Raw genomic sequence first — 18,545 nt, 5'->3', positions numbered from 1 at the left:
GAGCGTGGCAGCCGCCTCCCCGCCGGTGGAGCTCGACGCACCTGCGGATCCCGCAGCCCGGGCCGGAAAGAAACCCGCATTCGAAGTGCGGCTGGCCAACTTCACCGGCCCGTTCGACCTCCTGCTCGGCCTCATCTCCAAGCATCAGCTGGACATCACCGAGGTGGCCCTGTCAACGGTCACTGACGAATTCATCAAGTACATCCGGGGCCTGCAGCAGCTGGGGGAGGAGTGGGCCCTGGACGAGGCCAGCGAATTCCTCGTGATTGCGGCGACGCTCCTGGACCTTAAGGCCGCCCGGCTGCTGCCCGCCGGCGAGGTAGAGGACGACGAGGACATTGCCCTGCTCGAAGCCCGCGACCTCCTGTTCGCCCGGCTGCTGCAGTACAAGGCGTTCAAGCACGTGGCCGGGATGATCGGTTCCACGCTCGGGCACGAAGCGCGGCGGTATCCACGGCAGGTTGCCCTGGAGGGGCACTTCGCGGCCCTGCTTCCGGAATTGCTCTGGCGGCATACCCCGGAGCAATTCGCATCCCTGGCCGAGAAGGCGCTCAAACCCAAGGAGGCGGCCCCCACGGAAGTGGGACTGGCGCACTTGCACTCCGCGCCGGTGAGCGTCAAGGAACAGGCCGAACTGCTGGGAAGCCGGTTGCGGCTGGGTCTGCCGCTGACGTTCCGGGCGCTGATCGCCGACGCCGAGTCCACCCAGGTGGTGGTGGCGCGGTTCCTGGCCCTGCTTGAGCTGTTCCGCGACCGCGCCGTCGGCTTTGACCAGCTGTTGCCGCTGGGGGACTTGACCGTGCGCTGGACGGCCGATACTCCTGAGTGGAGCTCCGACAACCTGAGTGAAGAATATGAGGACCAGCCGTGAACGACCCATGGCCTGACGCGCAGACCGGCGCTGAGCCCGGCCTGGCGGCACCTGCCGGCGAGGACACCGCACCGGACGTCTCCGGGTTGCCCGGCGGCGCCCGCGCGGCCCTCGAGGCCGTGCTGATGGTGATCGACGAACCTGCCACCGCCGCGGCCCTGGCAGCGGGGCTGAACCTGACGGTCGACGTCGTCGAGTCCCACCTGGCTGAACTGCAGCGGGAGTATAACGGCTATACTGTTAATGCCCCGGATGCGGACGTCGCCAGTTTCAACGGCAACAATGCCGCCCCCCGGGGTTTTGAATTGCGGAATATCGCCGGAGGCTGGCGTATCTATTCACGCGCGGAGTTTGCCGAGATTGTGGGCGGGTTCGTGCTGGAGGGACAGACAGCCAGGCTGACGCAGGCGGCGCTCGAAACGCTCGCCGTCATCGCTTACCGCCAGCCCGTTTCGAGGGCGCGGGTGTCTGCAATTCGAGGAGTCAATGTTGACTCTGTCGTGCGGACGCTGACGCAGCGGGGGCTGATCGAGGACTCGGGAACTGATCCCGAATCCGGTGCAATCCTCTACCGCACGACATCGTATTTCCTTGAGCGGATGGGGATCGGCTCGGTGGCTGAATTGCCGCAGCTTTCCCCCCACCTTCCAGGTCTGGAAGGCATCGAGGAATTTTACGACGCGGGAACAATGTAGGCAGTATTTAATGCAGAATCTGTGCAGGCACAACGTCTGCGCACGAGTATCCACCGGGCAGAACAAGTTGCCCGGCCGGCGGGTGTTGTCGGGAGACAGCGGCCGCAGGCCACCAACGTAAGGACGGGTCATGACACAGGCGGGACGCCAGGGTTCACCACGTAACGGTTCGGGACGCAACAGCGCCGGACAAAACTATGCCGGGAAAAACCCGGCGCAAAGCGGTTCAGGCCGTGGCGCGCAGGGCGGCAGCCGCGGCGCCCAGGGCGGCGCCGGCTACAAGGGCGGCGGAGACCGCCCCTTCAAGCACCCCAAGCCGCGCGAAGAGGCTTTCATCGATCCGGACCTTCAGGGTCCCGACGGCGCGCCGTCAACGGGCCGCCCGGCTTCGGGCGACTGGAAGTCCAAGGCGCCCTCCGGCAAGGAAGCTGCCCGCAAGGCGGCCGCCCGCAAGCCCGGCTTCGGCAAGGCCCCCGGCACGCCCGGCGCCCTCAAGCCCAAGCCGCGCACCGGCGCCGCCAAGTTCGCCGGTCCCCGCGCCTTCGGCAGCGAACGCTTCGGCCAGAACCTCGGACCGGTGCGCAAGCCCGCCCGTAACCGCGGACCGCGCCGCGAGGTGCCGCAGTCTGAGCTGCACGACGCCGACGGCATTCGCCTGCAGAAGGTCATGGCCTCGGCCGGCGTCGCCTCACGGCGCGTCTGCGAGGAAATGATCGCCGAAGGCCGCGTCGAGGTCGACGGCCAGGTTGTCACCGAGCTCGGTGTGCGCGTCGACCCGAAGACGGCCGTGATCCACGTCGACGGCCTGCGCATCCAGCTGGACGAAAACATGGTCTACATGGTCTTCAACAAGCCCAAGGGCGTCGTCTCCACCATGGAGGACCCGGACGGCCGCCCGTGCATCAGCGACTTTGTCCGCAACCACCACGGCGAACGCCTCTTCCACGTGGGCCGTCTCGATGTCGCCACGGAGGGGCTGCTGCTCCTGACGAACGACGGCGAGCTCGCCAACCGTCTGACCCACCCGTCCTACGAAGTCCCCAAGACCTACCTCGTGCAGGTCCGCGGGCCGTTCCCGCAGGGCGTTGGCGCCGAACTCAAGGCCGGCGTCGAACTCGAGGACGGGATCGCCTCGGTGGATTCCTTCAAGCTCGTCGACTCGACTCCCGGCCACGTGCTGATCGAGGTCGTGCTGCACTCGGGCAAGAACCGGATCGTCCGGCGCTTGTTCGACGCTGTCGGGTTCCCCGTGCTGCGCCTGGTTCGCGTCAAGGTTGGTCCCATCGGACTGGGCGACCAGCGCCAGGGCAGCATCCGCAACCTCGGCAAGCAGGAAGTCGGCCACCTGCTGGCATCCGTGGGCCTGTAACCATGTCCGCCTTTCGCACGCACGGCCGCGGCCACTTGAACGGGCCCGTGGTCATTGTGGGCTCCGGGCTCCTGGGCACCAGCATCGGGCTGGGGCTCCGGGGGCGCGGAGTGGCGGTGTTCCTCTCGGACCCCTCGCCGACCAACCAGGCCGTCGCGGTCGACATCGGCGCCGGCCTGCCCCTGGCGCGCCTCGAAGGCGAGCCGGAGCTCGTCGTCGTGGCTGCGCCGCCGGACGTCACGGCGGACGTCGTTGCCAAAGCGCTGCAGGATTACCCTGCCGCCGTCGTGGTGGACATCGCGAGCGTGAAAACAGCCATCCTGGCCGATCTGCGCAGCCGCGGCGCCGACCTGGGCCGATACGTGGGAACCCATCCGATGGCCGGGCGCGAGAAATCCGGCCCCGTGGCCGCCCGCGGCGAGCTGTTCACGTCCATGCCGTGGGTGGTGTGTCCGGCGGACGAGACTCTTCCCGAGTCCCTCCGGGTGGCGCGTGCGCTGGCCGGTGACCTCGGCGCCGTCGTGTCCGAGTTCGCCGCCGACGAACACGACGAGGCCGTGGCGCTGGTCTCGCACCTGCCTCAGGTGATGTCCTCGCTGGTGGCCAGCCGCCTGCAGGGCACGCCCCCGCATGCGCTGTCCCTGGCGGGCAACGGGCTGCGGGACGTAACCCGCATCGCCGCGAGTGATCCCACGCTCTGGGTCCAGATCCTGGGCGCGAACGCGGACAAGGTCGTGGAGATCCTGCACGGCGTCCGCGAGGACCTCAACCGGCTGATCGGCACCCTGGAAGCCCCGACCGCTCCCGGCGCGAGGCTGGACCTCGCCCAGCTGATCAGCGAAGGCAACGCCGGCCAGTCCCGGATTCCGGGCAAGCACGGCGGACCCCCGCAGGCCTACGCGTGGCTGACGGTCCTGGTGGATGACACACCGGGGCAGATCGCGAAGCTCCTGACCGAGATCGGCGAAATCGGCGTCAACGTCGAAGACCTCCGCCTCGATCACTCGTCGGGACAGAACGTAGGCATGGTGGAAATTTCCGTCCTGCCCAACAAACATGACCTCTTGATAGAGGCGCTCAACGACCGTGGATGGCGGGTACTCCAGTAATGACCCAAGAACTCATCGAAACGGTGGACGTGCTCCGCCCCGGGAAAAGCCTCGTCGTCGCCATCGACGGCCCTTCCGGTTCGGGCAAGTCCAGCGTCAGCAAGGAAGTGGCCCGCCGGCTGAAACTGGCCTACCTGGACACCGGCGCCATGTACCGCGCCCTGACGTGGTTCTGCGTGGAGAACGGCACGGACCTGGACGACGCAGCCGCCATCGAGGCCGCGTCCAAGGCGTTCCCGCTGGAAATCAGCACCAGCCCGGCGGATGAGTATGTCCGCGTCGCCGGGAACGACGTCACGCTGGCCATCCGGGAGCCCGCCATTTCCGCGGCCGTCAGCGCCGTCGCCACCGCCCTGGGCGCGCGCACGGAACTGATCCGCCGGCAGCGCGAACTGATCGAAAAGCACCACCGCCGCATGGTGGTGGAGGGCCGGGACATCACCACCGTCGTCGTGCCCGGGGCCGAGGTGCGGATGCTGCTGACCGCCAGTGAAGAGGCCCGGCTGCGCCGCCGCGGCATCCAGCTGGGCGGCAGCCAGAACGCAGAGCAGCTGGCAGCCCAGGTCACCCACCGCGACGCCAAAGACTCCACCGTGGTGAACTTCACCACGGCTGCGGACGGCGTCGTCACCCTCGACTCCTCGGAGCTGGACTTCGACGAGACAGTTCAGGCCGCCCTCGACATCGTGGACACCGTGATCAACCACACGGTTGGCCAGCAAGGCAGCCCGCAGCCGACCGCGGCGAAGCAGCCCACCCTCCAGCCCCGGGCCGCGCACGGTGACTGAAGGGCGCAGTCCGGAGCGGGTGCCGGCGTTGCATCCCGGCCGCTGGACCACCGCGTGGAGCCGGCCCGTGGGCTGGCTCCTGGACCACGTCGTCTACCGCACCTCCGTCAGCGGACGGTCCAATGTCCCGGCGGCCGGACCCGTGATCTTCGCGGGCAACCACATCAGCTTCCTCGACGGGCCCGTCATGTTCGGCGCCGCGCCCCGGCCCATGCACATCCTGGTCAAGCAGGAGATGTTCACCGGGTTCCTTGGCCGGGTACTCACGGCGTCGGGCCAGCTGCCGGTGGATCGCCGCGGCGACCGCAAGGCGCTGACGGCGGCCCGCAGCCTGCTCGACGCCGGACGGTGCGTCGGGATCCTGCCCGAAGGCACCCGGGGGAGCGGCTCGGCGGCCTCGATCAACAATGGGGTGGCGTGGCTGGCGCTCAACTCGGGCGCCACAGTGGTCCCCGTGGCCATCCTGGGCACCAGGGTCGGCGGGGAGCACCTGGACACGGTTCCCGCATTCCGCCGGCGGCTGCACGTCAGTTTCGGCGGGGCCATCAACGTCAGCCGCAGGCCCGGCGAGACCGGCCGTGTTTCAATGGACAGGGCGGGAACCGAAATCCGGGCCGCGCTGGCGCGCCACGTCCAGGACTCAGTCCAAAGAACCGGGCAGCCGCTGCCCCACGCGGAATCCCCGCACCAACGTCATAGAGCAGTAGCCGGGACGCCGGCAGATCACCACCTAAGGAAAGTGCAATGAGCGATACGACTCAAACCTCCGGCAATTTTGGCGCCGGCGAAGACGAATACACGCCCACCGGCACCGACCAGGTGGCTGAGAACCTTGCCGCCCTGGACGACGACGAGGCGGAGCTCCGCGCTGCGTCCCTTCGGGCCGGCCTGGACGACTACGAGCTGGACGAGGACGACGCCGCCCTGCTGAGCGGCCACTTCGACGACGAGGACTTCGACGGACCGGTCAAGCTGGATCCCGTCCTGGCCATCATCGGCCGGCCCAACGTGGGCAAGTCCACCCTGGTCAACAGGATCCTGGGCCGCCGAGAGGCAGTGGTCGAGGACACCCCCGGCGTCACCCGCGACCGCGTCATGTACTCGGCGAACTGGAACGGCCGCAACTTCACCGTGGTGGACACCGGCGGCTGGGAACACGATGCCCGCGGCATCCACGCCCGGGTGGCGGAGCAGGCCGAGATGGCCGTGGAGCTCGCGGACGCCGTCCTGTTCGTGGTCGACTCCGCCGTCGGCGCCACCGCCACCGACGAAGGCGTCATGAAGATGCTGCGCAAGTCGAAGAAACCGGTCATCATGGTCGCCAACAAGGTCGATGACTTTGCCCAGGAAGCCGACTCGGCGACCCTCTGGGGCCTGGGCTTCGGTGAGCCGTACCCCGTCTCGGCCCTGCACGGCCGCGGCGTGGCCGACCTCCTTGACCACGTCATGGACACGCTTCCGGAATACTCCCTGATCGAGGGCCTCGAGCGTTCCGGCGGTCCCCGCCGTATCGCCTTGATCGGCCGCCCGAACGTCGGCAAGTCCTCGCTGCTGAACAAGCTCGCCGGTTCCGAGCGCGTGGTGGTGGACAACACCGCCGGCACCACCCGGGACCCGGTCGACGAATTCATCGAACTCGGCGGACGCACGTGGCGCTTCGTGGACACCGCCGGCATCCGCCGCCGCCAGCACATGGCCCAGGGCGCAGACTTCTACGCCTCGCTGCGCACCCAGAGCGCGCTCGAAAAGGCCGAGGTCGCCGTCGTGCTTCTGGCCGTGGACGAAGTGCTCAGCGAGCAGGATGTCCGCATCCTGCAGCTCGCCGTCGAATCCGGCCGCGCGCTGGTCCTCGCGTTCAACAAGTGGGACCTCCTCGACGACGAGCGCCGCCGCTACCTGGAGCGCGAAATCGAGCAGGACCTTGCCCACGTGGCCTGGGCGCCGCGGGTGAACATCTCGGCCAAGACCGGCTGGCACAAGGACCGGCTCGTCCCGGCCCTGGACACCGCCTTGGAAAGCTGGGACAAGCGCATCCCCACGGGACGCCTCAACGCGTTCCTGGGCGAACTCGTGGCCGCGCACCCGCACCCGGTCCGCGGCGGCAAGCAGCCCCGCATCCTGTTCGGCACGCAGGCGTCCAGCCGGCCGCCGAAGTTCGTCCTCTTCACCACCGGGTTCCTGGATCCGGGATACCGGCGCTTCATTACCCGCCGGCTCCGGGAGACCTTCGGTTTTGAAGGCACCCCGATCGAAGTCAACATGCGTGTACGCGAAAAGCGCGGCAAGAAACGTTAATTCCGACACACCGTGGCGGTGACAGCATGAAATTGTCACAGGCACCCTCCGGAATCGTGTAAGCTTTTGGAGGTGGTTCGGCCGGACTGCTTGGAAGAAAGCCTGGAGAGAAACCAGGACGACTTACCAGCGGAGAACGGCGGAACCAGCGGGCTGTAGCGCAGCTTGGTAGCGCACTTGACTGGGGGTCAAGGGGTCGCAGGTTCAAATCCTGTCAGCCCGACCAACAGAAAGTACCCCGCCATTCCTGATCAGGGAATGGCGGGGTTTTCTGTTTCGGCGCCTATGTCAAAAGCGGCTATGTCAAAAGTGCCTATTTCAAAAAGCGCGACGTCCGCCGGTCAGCCAGGATCTTTCCCTTGGTCTGACAGGTGGGACAGTACTGCAGGGCGGTGTCCGCGAAGGAAACCTCGCGAACGGTGTCGCCGCACACCGGGCACGCCTGGCCGGTCCGACCATGGACCCTCATCTGGCTCCGCTTGGTGTCCTTGAGCTGATTCGGCGCTTTGCCGTGGGCTTCCTCCACTGCCGTTCCCAGAACGGTGTGGATGGCGTCGTAGAGACGCTGGACCTCCGTCCGGTCCAGGGACTTGGCGAGGGCGAAGGGTGAAATCCTGGCGGCGTGCAGGATCTCGTCACTGTAGGCGTTGCCGACGCCGGCAATCACGCTCTGGGTTCTCAAGAGCCCCTTGACCTGCTGGGAACTGGACCCGAGGATGTCGGCCAGGGCATCGACGTCGAAGCCTGGACTGAACGGGTCCGGTCCGAGCGCCGCGATCCCGGGAACGTCGGACGGATCCCGGACCACATAGACGGCCAGGCCCTTCTTCGTGCCGGCCTCGGTCAGATCCAGGCCGCGCGGCCCGGGCCCGCCGGAAAAGTTCAGTCGCGCAGCTATGGGGCCGTGGCCCATCCGGAGTTGGATATCGGTGGGCGAGTCGGTGAAGCGGATCCATCCGGCTCTTGCCAGGTGGAAGACGAAATGCAGTCCGTCCGCGTCCAAGCTGATGAACTTGCCAAACCGCCGGACTCCGGTGACCACCTCGCCCTCAAGCCCGGAAAAGGGTGGATCCGCCGTCTTGAGCACCGCGAATGAAACGATCTGGACTTTCGTCACCACGGCACCGCGCAGCTGGGTGTCCAGAAACGCCGCCAGGGCCGCAAGCTCCGGGAGTTCGGGCATTGGCTAGCCCGCTTCCGCTGTGCCGCCGGGACTGCGGGTGACCCGTTTCCTGACCGGAGTCCGCGCATTTTCCGTCATCGGATCATCATTACAGACTCCTCCCGGGCCCGGCCGGATATGCCTATACTTTTCAGCGGCGGGCAGTTCGATTGGCCGCCGTTGACATTGGTGATTGACCCGATGAAAGGCCCATCATGAGCATCATTCCCGAAGAGCTGTCCTACACCGCGGAACACGAATGGGTTTCGGCCCCCAACGCCGACGGGGTTGTGCGCGTCGGCATCACCGATTTTGCCCAGGACGCCCTTGGGGATGTCGTTTACGCCCAGATGCCGGAGGTGGGTACCACCATCAAGGCCAACGACGTGGTCGGAGAGGTCGAGTCGACCAAGAGCGTCAGCGACATCTATGCCCCGGTTGCCGGTGAAGTGGTCTCCCGCAACGAGGCCCTGGACACCGATTCCGCCCTGATTAACTCGGATCCGTACGGTGAGGGCTGGCTGATCGAAATTAAGCTCGCGGAAGCCGACGCTGTCGAGTCGTTGCTCAGTGCATCCGAGTATGAACAACAGGTAGGCTAAAGGCAGAGGTCCTTGTGACCGGGTCGCTGGGGATTGTTGTTGGGATAAAAAAACAAAGCCGCGCCCGGGCGGAAGGATTTCTACCGGGACTGCGAGGCTTTTCCGGACGACATGCGTTGTTTGCAGGGGGGACACCTGCAGCGAATGAGGAGGACTCAATGTTTGGGCACGAACGGAACGACACCGGTGACGGTTACGGCACGGGTGGAGTGAAAGCTTCGGAGACCACGTCGATCAACCTCACTCCGGTGCGCGATGAACCCGACTTCACGCCGAAGCTCTCCACCGAGGAGCGGGCTGCTGTTGAGGCGCTTCCCTTCGGCTCGGCGCTGCTCGTCGCGCACAGCGGCCCCAACGCGGGCGCTCGGTTCCTGCTGGACTCCGACGTCACGACGGCGGGCCGGCACCCGGACGCCGACATCTTCCTCGACGACGTCACCGTGTCCCGCAGGCACGTTGAGTTCCGCCGCACCCCGCGCAGCTTCGAGGTAGTGGACACCGGGAGCCTCAACGGCACCTACGTCAACCACGACCGCGTCGATTCGGTGGAGCTGAAGTCCGGCAACGAGGTCCAGATCGGAAAGTTCCGCCTCACCTTCTACCTGAGCCCTGCCCGCGCAGCAGGCAACGTCTGATTCCGGGGTAGTTGCCTGTGGCCACGGCACATGCGGACCGGCGCGGACCCCAGGTTCTGAACATCGGGGAAGTCCTGGCTCAATTGAGCGACGACTTCCCCAGCATGACGGCGTCAAAAATCAGGTTCCTGGAGGAAAAGGGCCTCATTAACCCGCGCCGGACGCCTGCCGGCTACCGGCAGTATTCCGAGAACGACGTCGAGCGGTTGCGTTTCGTCCTGTCCCTGCAACGGGATCAGTACCTGCCGTTGAAGGTCATCAAGGACTACCTGGACGCGATCGACCGCGGCGAACGGCCGGAGAACCTGCCGGCCGGCGTCACGGTCTCCCCGCGGATCGTCTCCGAGGAACTCGCCACCGAGCTGCAGAACCGCGCGCGCCGGCTCAGCGAGGAACAGCTCCGGACTGAATCCGGGGCGAGCGTCCCGCTGCTGGAGTCGCTCCTGAGTTACGGCCTGATCGGCCACGTCAACGGCACGTTCGACGAACACGCCCTGCAGGTGGCGCGCGCGTGCGTCCAGCTGGAAAGCCATGGCCTGGAACCCCGTCACCTGCGGCCCTTCCAGGCGGCCGCCGACCGGGAATTCGGACTCGTGGAACGCGCCGTGGCCACGCTGACCTCGCGCAAGGACGCAGCCTCCCATGCCCGCGCCGCCGAGGCGGCCCGGGAAATCAGCGACCTCTGCCTGTCCCTGCACCAGGCGCTGGTCCACGACCGCATCTCAAGGATGGACATCTGATGATTGAGGTGGAGATTGTGGGCGTGCGGATCGAGCTGCCGTCCAACCAGCCGCTGGTCCTGCTCAAGGAAATACATGGTGAGCGGCACGTGCCGATCTGGATCGGGACGCCGGAAGCCAGTGCCATCGCCCTGGCCCAGCAGGGGGTCGTCCCGCCCCGGCCGATGACCCACGACCTCCTGGTGGACGTCGTCGAGGCCCTTGGCCACACCATCGTCAGCGTCAACATCGTGGCGGTGGAGGACAACATCTTCTACGGGCAGCTGCAGTTCGAGAACGGCACGACCGTCAGCTCCCGGGCCTCGGACGCCCTGGCTCTGGCACTGCGCGCCAAGTGCCGGATCTGGTGTGCCGATGCCGTCATGGACGAGGCCGGCGTGCGGATCACCGAGCACGACGAGGGCGAGGACACCCACCCGGGGCCGGCAGTGGATGAAGAAGGGGAACTGCGGCGCTTCCGCGAGTTCCTCGACGACGTCGAACCCGAAGATTTCGCGGGCTGAACCGCGACCGGCGTGACTGGTGTCACTGAGGCAGCTGAGGTGGCTGAGGCCGCCGGGGAACCTGTGCCACGTGGGGTTTTTGAGGCGTCCGTGACCGTTGAGGCAGCGCCAAAGGTTAAAGCGGAGAATGAAACTTTCGACACGCCCCCGGAATAGCCCCAACGTCTTTGACCTTGGGCCCCGGCAGGCCTAACGTCGGAGGTACAAGTTCCCATTGCATACGGTAGCCGCGCAAGTCACACTGGAAAGTGCAGCCCCGGCTGAATTACACGGGTGGAGTCTTCCTCCCGAGTCATGCAGCCACTCACATACATTGCTGCCGATGCAACTAACTCAGGGGAACTCACGACAAGGAGGGTCCACGTGAGTCCGAAAGGCGAAGCAGGCGAGCTCAAGCAAGCCGTGACGGCTGGCGTGGCTGTGCCCGCCAGCGGTGCCCAGGGCCTGCTGTTCACCGAGGATCTTCCCGTTCTGGACGAAGACGCGGGCTACCGCGGCCCTACGGCCTGTAAGGCGGCGGGTATCACGTACCGCCAACTCGACTACTGGGCCCGCACCGGACTCGTGGAGCCCGCAGTCCGCGGCGCGGCCGGCTCCGGCTCGCAGCGGCTCTACGGCTTCCGGGACATCCTGGTCCTCAAGGTGGTCAAGCGGCTTCTGGACACGGGCGTGTCCCTGCAGCAGATCCGCACCGCTGTTGAGCACCTGCGGGAACGCGGAGTCGAGGACCTTGCCCAGATCACGCTCATGAGCGACGGGGCAAGCGTCTACGAGTGCACCTCGGCGGACGAAGTAATCGACCTTGTCCAGGGCGGCCAGGGGGTGTTCGGCATCGCCGTCGGCCGTGTGTGGCGCGAGGTGGAAGGCAGCCTCGCAGCCCTACCCAGCGAACACGCCGCGGACCAGTCCTTTCCGGACGACGAACTGAGCAAGCGCCGCGCAGCCCGCAAGATCAGCTAGCGCAGACACCACCAGGAATCCTGGCCCTGCCACAGGCTCCTGCCATTGCAAACAACGCGGGGTCACTTAAAGCCCATATTCCCCTTCGGGACGGGCGCTAAGTGACCCCGCGTTGTTGTATGCGGGCCCGGGAGCGGGCGGCTTAGCGCTGGCTGCGGTTCCGGACCGAGCCCGCCGGAACCAGGCCGCCGGGGTTCAACAGGTTCTGCAGCAGGGCATCGAACAACGCGGCTGCGTTCTTGGCGGAGTCTCCCGGCCAGTGGTGGATGGAGTGCGCGGCGCCCTGGATCTGCTGCCAGTTCGCTTGCTCCGGAATGTGCGGACTGAGCAGCAGCTGGCCGAACATGGATTCCATCTCCGCGAGCCGGAACGTGTGCTCCGCGGAGCCGCTGCGCACGCGGTTGGCGACGATGCCGGCGGGGGACAGCCGGGGGGCAAATTCCTGCCGGAACAGCTGGATGGCACGCATGGTGCGCTCCGTTCCGGCGACGGAGAAGAGCCCGGGCTCGGCCACCAGGGTCACCTTGTCGCTCGCGGACCACGCCATCCGGGTGAGGCCGTTCAGCGAAGGCGGGCAATCAACCAGGACCAGCTCATAGTTCTCGGCACCGGCCAGGACCGTGGAGAGCCGGCGTAGGTCACGGCGGCCGAGGTCGGGCCGGTCATAGATGCCGGTGTAGGCAGAACCCACGGCGACATCGAGAACGGCGGGTGCGGAGGCCGGCGTTGCGCTGCCCGGGCGCGTCGTGCCGTGCGCGCCGCCGTTGGTCCGGGCATGTTCCACCCAGCCGCTCGGAACCACATTGTCCGCCAGATGGGCGCGCCGGGGCGACCTCAGCATCCTGCCGATATCGAGCTGTTCGTCCGGGCTTACGCCCAGGGCGGTGCTGGCATCTGCGTGGGGGTCAAGGTCGACGACGAGGGTGGGGATGCCTGCGGCCAGTGCCGCCGACGCCAGTCCGGTGGTTACGGATGTCTTGCCGACACCGCCTTTGAGGCTGCTGATGCTCACTACTTGCACTTGAAAAACCAATACCTAACGCCGGTTGCCGAGACGGGGTCGTGCCGGCTCCTGCGTTCTTCGGAGCCGGGGCGTGCGTGCGCCACCCATCCCTCATCATATGTTGATGCTCCGGCGAAACCTGTTTCATCCCGCGCCGGGGCGGGAGAACGTCGCCAACCGGACAAGCCAACCGGACAAGGCGGGGGCCGCACGCCAAGCCGGAGACACTCCCCATCGCCGCGTCCGTGACGGATAATGCTGTGACGGTGGCCACAATGATTTGTGTTTCCCCACACGGGTCTTAGACACTGTGAGCACTTACCGATACGCCCGCGATGATGCAGGAGAAGTATGTTTTCTAAGATACTGGTGGCCAACCGCGGTGAAATCGCGATTCGCGCGTTCCGAGCGGGCTACGAACTGGGCGCCAAGACCGTCGCGGTGTTTCCCCATGAGGACCGCAACTCGATCCACCGCCAGAAGGCCGACGAAGCATATCTGATCGGCGATGAAGGACACCCGGTCCGTGCGTACCTCGACGTTGACGAGGTAGTGCGCGTAGCCAAGGAGGCCGGGGCGGACGCGATCTACCCCGGCTACGGCTTCCTCTCCGAGAACCCGCGCCTGGCGCGGGCCGCGAAGGAGGCCGGCATCACCTTCGTCGGCCCGCCGGCGGAAGTCCTGGAACTCGCGGGCAACAAGGTCGCCGCCCTCGAAGCCGCGCGCAAGGCCGGCGTCCCCGTGCTCAAGTCCAGCCAGCCCTCCAAGGACCTGGACGAACTGATCGCGGCTGCGGACGAGATTGGCTTCCCGATCTTCGCCAAGGCCGTCGCCGGCGGCGGCGGGCGCGGCATGCGCCGCGTGGACACCCGCGAAGCGCTGCCCGACGCGCTGCAGGCTGCCATGCGCGAAGCCGACGCCGCGTTCGGGGACCCCACGATGTTCCTCGAGCAGGCTGTCCTGCGCCCGCGGCACATCGAGGTCCAGATCCTGGCCGACGCCGAGGGCAACATCATGCACCTCTTCGAGCGTGACTGCTCCATCCAGCGCCGCCACCAGAAGGTAGTGGAGATCGCACCGGCCCCGAACCTCGACGAAGGCATCCGGCAGGCACTGTACCGGGACGCGGTGAAGTTCGCGAAGGCGCTCAACTACGTCAACGCCGGCACCGTCGAATTCCTTGTCGACACGGTCGGGGAGCGCGCCGGCCAGCACGTGTTCATCGAAATGAACCCGCGCATCCAGGTCGAGCACACCGTCACCGAGGAAGTCACCGACGTCGACCTTGTCCAGGCGCAGCTGCGCATCGCCTCAGGCGAAACGCTCGCGGACCTGGGCCTCTCGCAGGACAGCGTCCAGCTCAAGGGCGCTGCGCTGCAGTGCCGCATCACCACGGAGGATCCGGCCAACGGCTTCCGGCCCGACGTCGGCAAGATCACCGGCTACCGCTCTGCCGGCGGCGCCGGCGTGCGGCTCGACGGCGGAACCGTCTACTCGGGCGCGGAGATCAGCCCGCACTTCGACTCCATGCTGGTCAAGCTGACCTGCCGGGGCCGCGACTACCCGGCCGCCGTCGCCCGTGCCCGCCGTGCCCTCGCCGAATTCCGCATCCGCGGCGTGTCCACCAACATCTCCTTCCTGCAGGCGGTCCTGGACGATCCCGACTTCGTCGCCGGGAATGTTGCCACCTCGTTTATCGACGAACGGCCCCAGCTGCTGAGCGCGCGGGTCTCCGCGGACCGCGGCACCAAGCTGCTGACCTGGCTCGCCGAGGTCACGGTCAACAAGCCCAACGGCGAACTGACGGTCCACACGGACCCGGCGGACAAGCTTCCGGCCCTCGATAGCGCCGAGGCCCGGCCGGGGTCCCGGCAGCGGCTCCTGGAACTCGGACCGGAACGGTTCGCCCAAGCCCTCCGGGCGCAGGACGCCGTGGCCGTCACTGACACCACGTTCCGTGACGCGCACCAGTCCCTGCTCGCCACCCGTGTGCGCACCCGCGACCTGGTCGCGGCCGGACCGGCCGTATCGAAGCTGCTCCCGGAGTTGCTGTCGGTGGAGGCCTGGGGCGGGGCGACCTACGACGTCGCCCTGCGTTTCCTCGGCGAAGACCCGTGGGACCGGCTGGCGGCGCTGCGCAAGGCACTGCCGAACCTCTGCCTGCAGATGCTCCTCCGCGGCCGCAACACGGTCGGCTACACGCCCTACCCGGAAGAGGTCACGGTGGCGTTCGTCAACGAGGCCGCCGCCACGGGCATCGACATATTCCGCATCTTCGACGCCCTCAACGACGTCAACCAGATGGCCCCGGCCATCCGGGCCGTCCGCGAGACGGGTACCGCCGTCGCCGAGGTTGCCCTCTGCTACACCGCGGACATGCTGGATCCGGAGGAGACGCTCTACACCCTGGACTACTACCTGGAGCTGGCGCAAAAGATCGTCGACGCCGGGGCGCACATCCTCGCGATCAAGGACATGGCCGGTCTGCTGCGCCCTGCCGCCGCAGCGCGGCTCGTCACAGCCCTGCGTGAGCGGTTCGACCTTCCCGTCCACCTGCACACCCACGACACCGCAGGCGGCCAGCTGGCCACTCTGCTCGCGGCCGTGGACGCCGGCGTGGATGCGGTGGACGTGGCCTCGGCCTCCCTGGCCGGAACCACCAGCCAGCCCTCGGCCTCCGCCCTGGTCGCCGCGCTGGCCCACACGCCGCGCGACACGGGACTCAGCCTCGCGAATGTCTGTGCCCTCGAGCCGTACTGGGAAGCCGTCCGCCGGGTCTACGCACCGTTCGAATCAGGACTCCCCGGCCCCACGGGCCGGGTCTACCAGCACGAGATCCCCGGCGGCCAGCTATCCAACCTGCGCCAGCAGGCGATGGCGCTGGGCCTTGGCGAGCGTTTCGAGGCGATCGAGGACATGTACACCGCGGCGGACCGCATCCTCGGCCGGCTCGTGAAGGTCACGCCGTCGTCCAAGGTGGTCGGCGACCTCGCGCTGCACCTCGTGGGACTCAACGCCGATCCCGCGGACTTCAATGAGAACCCGCAGAAGTACGACGTCCCGGACTCCGTCATCGGGTTCCTCTCCGGTGAGCTCGGCGACCCGCCCGGCGGCTGGCCCGAGCCCTTCCGCACCAAGGCGCTGCAGGGCCGGACCGTCAAGGTCCGCGACGTCGAGCTCAGCGCCGAGGACAGCGCCGCGCTCCAAGGTGATTCCAAAACCCGTCAGCGCACCCTCAACCGCCTGCTGTTCGCCGGTCCCACGAAGGACTACCTGAAGAGTGTGGAGTCCTACGGCAACCTTTCGGTGCTGGACACGCGCGACTACCTCTTCGGGCTGCAGCGCGGGGCGGAACACGAGATCGAGCTCGAGAAGGGTGTCCGGCTGATCGCCTCGCTTGAGGCCGTCTCGGAGCCGGACGAGAAGGGCATGCGCACCGTCATGTGCACGCTCAACGGCCAGTCCCGGCCCGTGGTGGTCCGCGACCGTTCCGTGGTGAGCAACGTCAAGGCCGCCGAGCGTGCGGATGCTTCCCAGCCGGGCCAGGTGGCCGCCCCGTTCGCCGGAGCCGTCACGCTGACAGTCAAGACCGGTGACACGGTCAAGGCCGGCGACACGGTCGCCACGATCGAGGCGATGAAGATGGAAGCGTCCATCACGACGCCCGTGGCCGGGACCGTGGCGCGCCTCGCCGTCGGCGCGATCGAACAGGTCCAGGGCGGGGATCTGCTGCTCGTCATCGAATAGCAAAACGGCAGCGTCTGATAGCTGTCCTTCACCAGCAACGCGGGGTCACTTCCGGCCCATCAGGCTTTCTCTGATGGGCGCGGAGTGACCCCGCGTTGGTTTAAGCGCGGGTGCTTCAGGCGAGGGTGGGGCGCTTGGCGCTGTACATTTCCTCGATCACCGTCTCGAAGTCCTTCAGCACTTGGGCGCGCTTGACCTTCATGGAGGGGGTCAGGTGCCCGGAGGCCTCAGTGAAGTCGGCCGGCACGATCCGGAACGACTTGATCGCCTCGGCCTGGGACACGGACTGGTTCGCGTGGTTGATGAGCTCCTGTACCGCAGCCTTGACAGCCGGGTGTTCCGCGGCCTCGGCCAGCGACGTCGATCCCGGGAGCCCGTGGCGGCCCAGCCAGCCGGGGAGCGCCTCTTCGTCCAGCGTGACCAGGGCGCCGATGAACGGGCGGTTGTCGCCGACCACCAGCACCTGTGAGACGAGCGCGTCCGCCCGGATCTGGTCCTCCAGCAGGGCAGGGACCACGTTCTTGCCGCCCGCGGTGACAATGATTTCCTTCTTGCGCCCGGTGATGGTCAGGAACCCCTGCTCATCCAGCTGGCCGATGTCGCCGGTACGGAACCAGCCGTCGGCAAAGGCATCGGCGGAGAGGTCATCGCGCTTGTAGTAGCCGCGCATGACGCACACGCCCTTGGCGAGGATCTCGCCGTCGTCCGCGATCCTGACGGCGTTGCCGGGAATCGGGGCACCGACGGTGCCGATCCTGATCAGATCCGGGGTGTTGACCGTGACGGGGGCCGTGGTTTCGGTCAGGCCGTAGCCTTCCAGGATCTGCAGGCCAATGCCCTGGAAGAAGTGGCCCAGCCGTTCGCCGAGCGGGCCGCCGCCGGAAACGGCATGCGAGATGTGACCGCCCATGGCGTCCCGCAGCTTGCCGTACACGAGCTTGTCGAACACCATGTGCTTGAGCTTCAGCACCGGCCCGACCTTGCCGGCCTGCCGGGCCCGGGAGTATTCGATGGCGGTGTCCGCGGCGCGGTGGAAGATGGCGCCCTTGCCGCCGTCCTCGGCCTTGGTCAGGGCGGAGTTGTAGACCTTCTCGAAGACGCGCGGCACGGCGAGGATGAAGGTCGGTTGGTAGCTTTGCAGATCCGGCAGCAGGTTCTTGATGTCGGGGGTGTGTGCCACGGTGACGCCGGCGGCGACCGCCAGCACGGAGATGAAGCGTGCGAAGACGTGGGCCAGCGGCAGGAACATGATGGTCCTGGCCTGCTCGTGGACGATGGTGCCCAGCGACGTGGCCAGGGCGTTCTCGGACAGCTCCACAAAGTTGCCGTGGGTCAGCTCGCAGCCCTTGGGCCGGCCGGTGGTTCCCGAGGTGTAGATAATCGTGGCGGTATCCGTCAGGGACGCCTGCGCGCGCCTGACCTCCAGCTCGGCGTCGCTAATGCCGGCTCCCGCCGAGCGGACCTCGTCCAGGCCGTTGCCCTCCAGCTGCCAGACATGCCGCAGGGCCGTGAGACCTTCGGAAGTGGCCGCCTGCCGGATGATGTCCTCGTGGTGCGCGGATTCGCCGAACGCGGCCACGGCACCCGAGTCGCCGAGGTTCCAGGCGACCTGCGAGGGGGAGGACGTCTCGTAGATCGGGACGGAGATGGCGCCGGCAAACCAGATCGCGAAGTCGATCAGCGCCCACTCGTAGCGGGTCCGGGACATGATGCCCACGCGGTCGCCGGCAGCCACGCCACTGGCCATGAGGCCCTTCGCGAGGGCGGAGACGTCGGCCAGGAAATCCGTGGCGCTGACGTCCTGCCACCGGCCCGCCGCGTCGAGCCGCGAGAACAGCGCCGGGTTGGAGGCCTTGGCCGCCTGGCGCACCACGAGGTCGGTGACGTTGGTGTCCGGATCGGCATTCACCAGGGGCGGGACAATGATTTCTCGCACGACAGCTCCTTTGGTATCCATAGGCCCGCAACGGGTAGGGCTAAGCCTAGTCTGCGGTCCCGCGAAGGTGTGTTCTGCGACACCTACTGGCCAGTAACTTTACGGTCGGGCCCGCCGTTCCGCCAGTCGG

16 protein-coding genes and 1 tRNA gene are annotated in these 18,545 nt (G+C 67.2%); 14 read left to right on the top strand and 3 right to left on the bottom strand.

The features are described from left to right. Nucleotides 1-4: 4 nt before the first annotated feature. The 8 genes from AB4Y72_RS13070 to AB4Y72_RS13035 all read left to right on the top strand — a co-directional run bounded on the left by AB4Y72_RS13070 (nucleotide 5) and on the right by AB4Y72_RS13035 (nucleotide 7,353). Nucleotides 5-871: a segregation and condensation protein A gene (locus AB4Y72_RS13070; RefSeq protein ID WP_441426575.1), complete on the top strand. Its 867-nt coding sequence runs from the start codon at nucleotides 5-7 to the stop codon at nucleotides 869-871. A 41-nt stretch (nucleotides 872-912) separates the two neighbouring features. Continuing rightward, nucleotides 913-1,566 carry an SMC-Scp complex subunit ScpB gene (gene scpB, locus AB4Y72_RS13065; protein WP_441426599.1) on the top strand — a complete coding sequence of 218 codons (654 nt, stop codon included), beginning with the start codon at nucleotides 913-915 and terminating at the stop codon, nucleotides 1,564-1,566. Nucleotides 1,567-1,696: 130 nt separating this feature from the next. Beyond that, nucleotides 1,697-2,935, top strand: a complete 1,239-nt coding sequence (locus AB4Y72_RS13060) for a pseudouridine synthase (protein WP_441426574.1) — start codon at nucleotides 1,697-1,699, stop codon at nucleotides 2,933-2,935. Nucleotides 2,936-2,937: 2 nt separating this feature from the next. Next, nucleotides 2,938-4,044 carry a prephenate dehydrogenase gene (locus AB4Y72_RS13055; RefSeq protein ID WP_441426573.1) on the top strand — a complete coding sequence of 369 codons (1,107 nt, stop codon included), beginning with the start codon at nucleotides 2,938-2,940 and terminating at the stop codon, nucleotides 4,042-4,044. Next, nucleotides 4,044-4,832, top strand: a complete 789-nt coding sequence (gene cmk / locus AB4Y72_RS13050) for a (d)CMP kinase (RefSeq protein WP_441426572.1) — start codon at nucleotides 4,044-4,046, stop codon at nucleotides 4,830-4,832. Before AB4Y72_RS13055 ends, cmk begins: the two co-directional genes overlap by 1 nt. Nucleotides 4,833-4,899: 67 nt before the next feature. After that, nucleotides 4,900-5,580 carry a lysophospholipid acyltransferase family protein gene (locus AB4Y72_RS13045; protein ID WP_441426598.1) on the top strand — a complete coding sequence of 227 codons (681 nt, stop codon included), beginning with the start codon at nucleotides 4,900-4,902 and terminating at the stop codon, nucleotides 5,578-5,580. After that, nucleotides 5,577-7,127: a ribosome biogenesis GTPase Der gene (gene der, locus AB4Y72_RS13040; protein ID WP_028275909.1), complete on the top strand. Its 1,551-nt coding sequence runs from the start codon at nucleotides 5,577-5,579 to the stop codon at nucleotides 7,125-7,127. Before AB4Y72_RS13045 ends, der begins: the two co-directional genes overlap by 4 nt. 149 nt (nucleotides 7,128-7,276) lie before the next feature. Further along, nucleotides 7,277-7,353, top strand: a tRNA-Pro gene (locus AB4Y72_RS13035). An 87-nt stretch (nucleotides 7,354-7,440) separates the two neighbouring features. Here AB4Y72_RS13035 and AB4Y72_RS13030 read toward each other — a convergent pair. Then, nucleotides 7,441-8,310 (bottom strand): Fpg/Nei family DNA glycosylase, encoded by an 870-nt coding sequence (locus AB4Y72_RS13030; RefSeq protein ID WP_441426571.1) that lies wholly within the window; start codon nucleotides 8,308-8,310, stop codon nucleotides 7,441-7,443. Nucleotides 8,311-8,504: 194 nt separating this feature from the next. Between AB4Y72_RS13030 and gcvH the strand changes: the two genes are divergently transcribed. The 5 genes from gcvH to AB4Y72_RS13005 all read left to right on the top strand — a co-directional run bounded on the left by gcvH (nucleotide 8,505) and on the right by AB4Y72_RS13005 (nucleotide 11,729). Further along, nucleotides 8,505-8,891 carry a glycine cleavage system protein GcvH gene (gene gcvH / locus AB4Y72_RS13025; RefSeq protein ID WP_441426570.1) on the top strand — a complete coding sequence of 129 codons (387 nt, stop codon included), beginning with the start codon at nucleotides 8,505-8,507 and terminating at the stop codon, nucleotides 8,889-8,891. A gap of 158 nt (nucleotides 8,892-9,049) precedes the next feature. After that, on the top strand, nucleotides 9,050-9,526 hold the full coding sequence (locus AB4Y72_RS13020; RefSeq protein WP_120954889.1) for an FHA domain-containing protein: 477 nt from the start codon (nucleotides 9,050-9,052) through the stop codon (nucleotides 9,524-9,526). A gap of 17 nt (nucleotides 9,527-9,543) precedes the next feature. Further along, nucleotides 9,544-10,266 carry a transcriptional regulator FtsR gene (gene ftsR, locus AB4Y72_RS13015; RefSeq protein ID WP_441426569.1) on the top strand — a complete coding sequence of 241 codons (723 nt, stop codon included), beginning with the start codon at nucleotides 9,544-9,546 and terminating at the stop codon, nucleotides 10,264-10,266. Further along, nucleotides 10,266-10,769: a bifunctional nuclease family protein gene (locus tag AB4Y72_RS13010; RefSeq protein WP_120954887.1), complete on the top strand. Its 504-nt coding sequence runs from the start codon at nucleotides 10,266-10,268 to the stop codon at nucleotides 10,767-10,769. The genes ftsR and AB4Y72_RS13010 overlap by 1 nt, the downstream gene beginning before the upstream one ends. A gap of 363 nt (nucleotides 10,770-11,132) precedes the next feature. Further along, complete coding sequence (locus AB4Y72_RS13005; protein ID WP_441426568.1) at nucleotides 11,133-11,729, top strand: MerR family transcriptional regulator; 597 nt, start codon at nucleotides 11,133-11,135, stop codon at nucleotides 11,727-11,729. A 142-nt stretch (nucleotides 11,730-11,871) separates the two neighbouring features. Here the strand turns inward: AB4Y72_RS13005 and AB4Y72_RS13000 are convergent, their stop codons facing one another. Further along, a complete protein-coding gene (locus tag AB4Y72_RS13000; protein WP_441426567.1) occupies nucleotides 11,872-12,750 on the bottom strand; it encodes a ParA family protein in 879 nt (292 codons plus the stop codon). Nucleotides 12,751-13,083: 333 nt separating this feature from the next. Between AB4Y72_RS13000 and AB4Y72_RS12995 the strand changes: the two genes are divergently transcribed. Continuing rightward, on the top strand, nucleotides 13,084-16,479 hold the full coding sequence (locus AB4Y72_RS12995) for a pyruvate carboxylase (protein ID WP_441426566.1): 3,396 nt from the start codon (nucleotides 13,084-13,086) through the stop codon (nucleotides 16,477-16,479). A gap of 115 nt (nucleotides 16,480-16,594) precedes the next feature. On the opposite strand, the gene AB4Y72_RS12990 is transcribed toward AB4Y72_RS12995, so the two are convergent. Then, nucleotides 16,595-18,415 carry an AMP-dependent synthetase/ligase gene (locus AB4Y72_RS12990; RefSeq protein WP_441426565.1) on the bottom strand — a complete coding sequence of 607 codons (1,821 nt, stop codon included), beginning with the start codon at nucleotides 18,413-18,415 and terminating at the stop codon, nucleotides 16,595-16,597. Between the last annotated feature and the right edge of the window lie 130 nt (nucleotides 18,416-18,545).

The organism is Arthrobacter sp. YAF34 (assembly GCF_052113245.1).
Classification (GTDB): Bacteria; Actinomycetota; Actinomycetes; order Actinomycetales; family Micrococcaceae; genus Arthrobacter.
This window is presented reverse-complemented; position numbering and strand designations above follow the sequence as displayed.

Bases quoted from the DNA above. Each gene is read 5' to 3' on its own strand.
- AB4Y72_RS13055 (WP_441426573.1), top strand. From the start codon at position 2,938: ATGTCCGCCTTTCGCACGCACGGCCGCGGCCACTTGAACGGGCCCGTG.
- AB4Y72_RS13060 (WP_441426574.1), top strand. From the start codon at position 1,697: ATGACACAGGCGGGACGCCAGGGTTCACCACGTAACGGTTCGGGACGC.
- AB4Y72_RS12995 (WP_441426566.1), top strand. From the start codon at position 13,084: ATGTTTTCTAAGATACTGGTGGCCAACCGCGGTGAAATCGCGATTCGC.
- AB4Y72_RS13020 (WP_120954889.1), top strand. From the start codon at position 9,050: ATGTTTGGGCACGAACGGAACGACACCGGTGACGGTTACGGCACGGGT.
- AB4Y72_RS13010 (WP_120954887.1), top strand. From the start codon at position 10,266: ATGATTGAGGTGGAGATTGTGGGCGTGCGGATCGAGCTGCCGTCCAAC.
- AB4Y72_RS13030 (WP_441426571.1), bottom strand. From the start codon at position 8,310: ATGCCCGAACTCCCGGAGCTTGCGGCCCTGGCGGCGTTTCTGGACACC.
- gcvH (WP_441426570.1), top strand. From the start codon at position 8,505: ATGAGCATCATTCCCGAAGAGCTGTCCTACACCGCGGAACACGAATGG.
- cmk (WP_441426572.1), top strand. From the start codon at position 4,044: ATGACCCAAGAACTCATCGAAACGGTGGACGTGCTCCGCCCCGGGAAA.
- der (WP_028275909.1), top strand. From the start codon at position 5,577: ATGAGCGATACGACTCAAACCTCCGGCAATTTTGGCGCCGGCGAAGAC.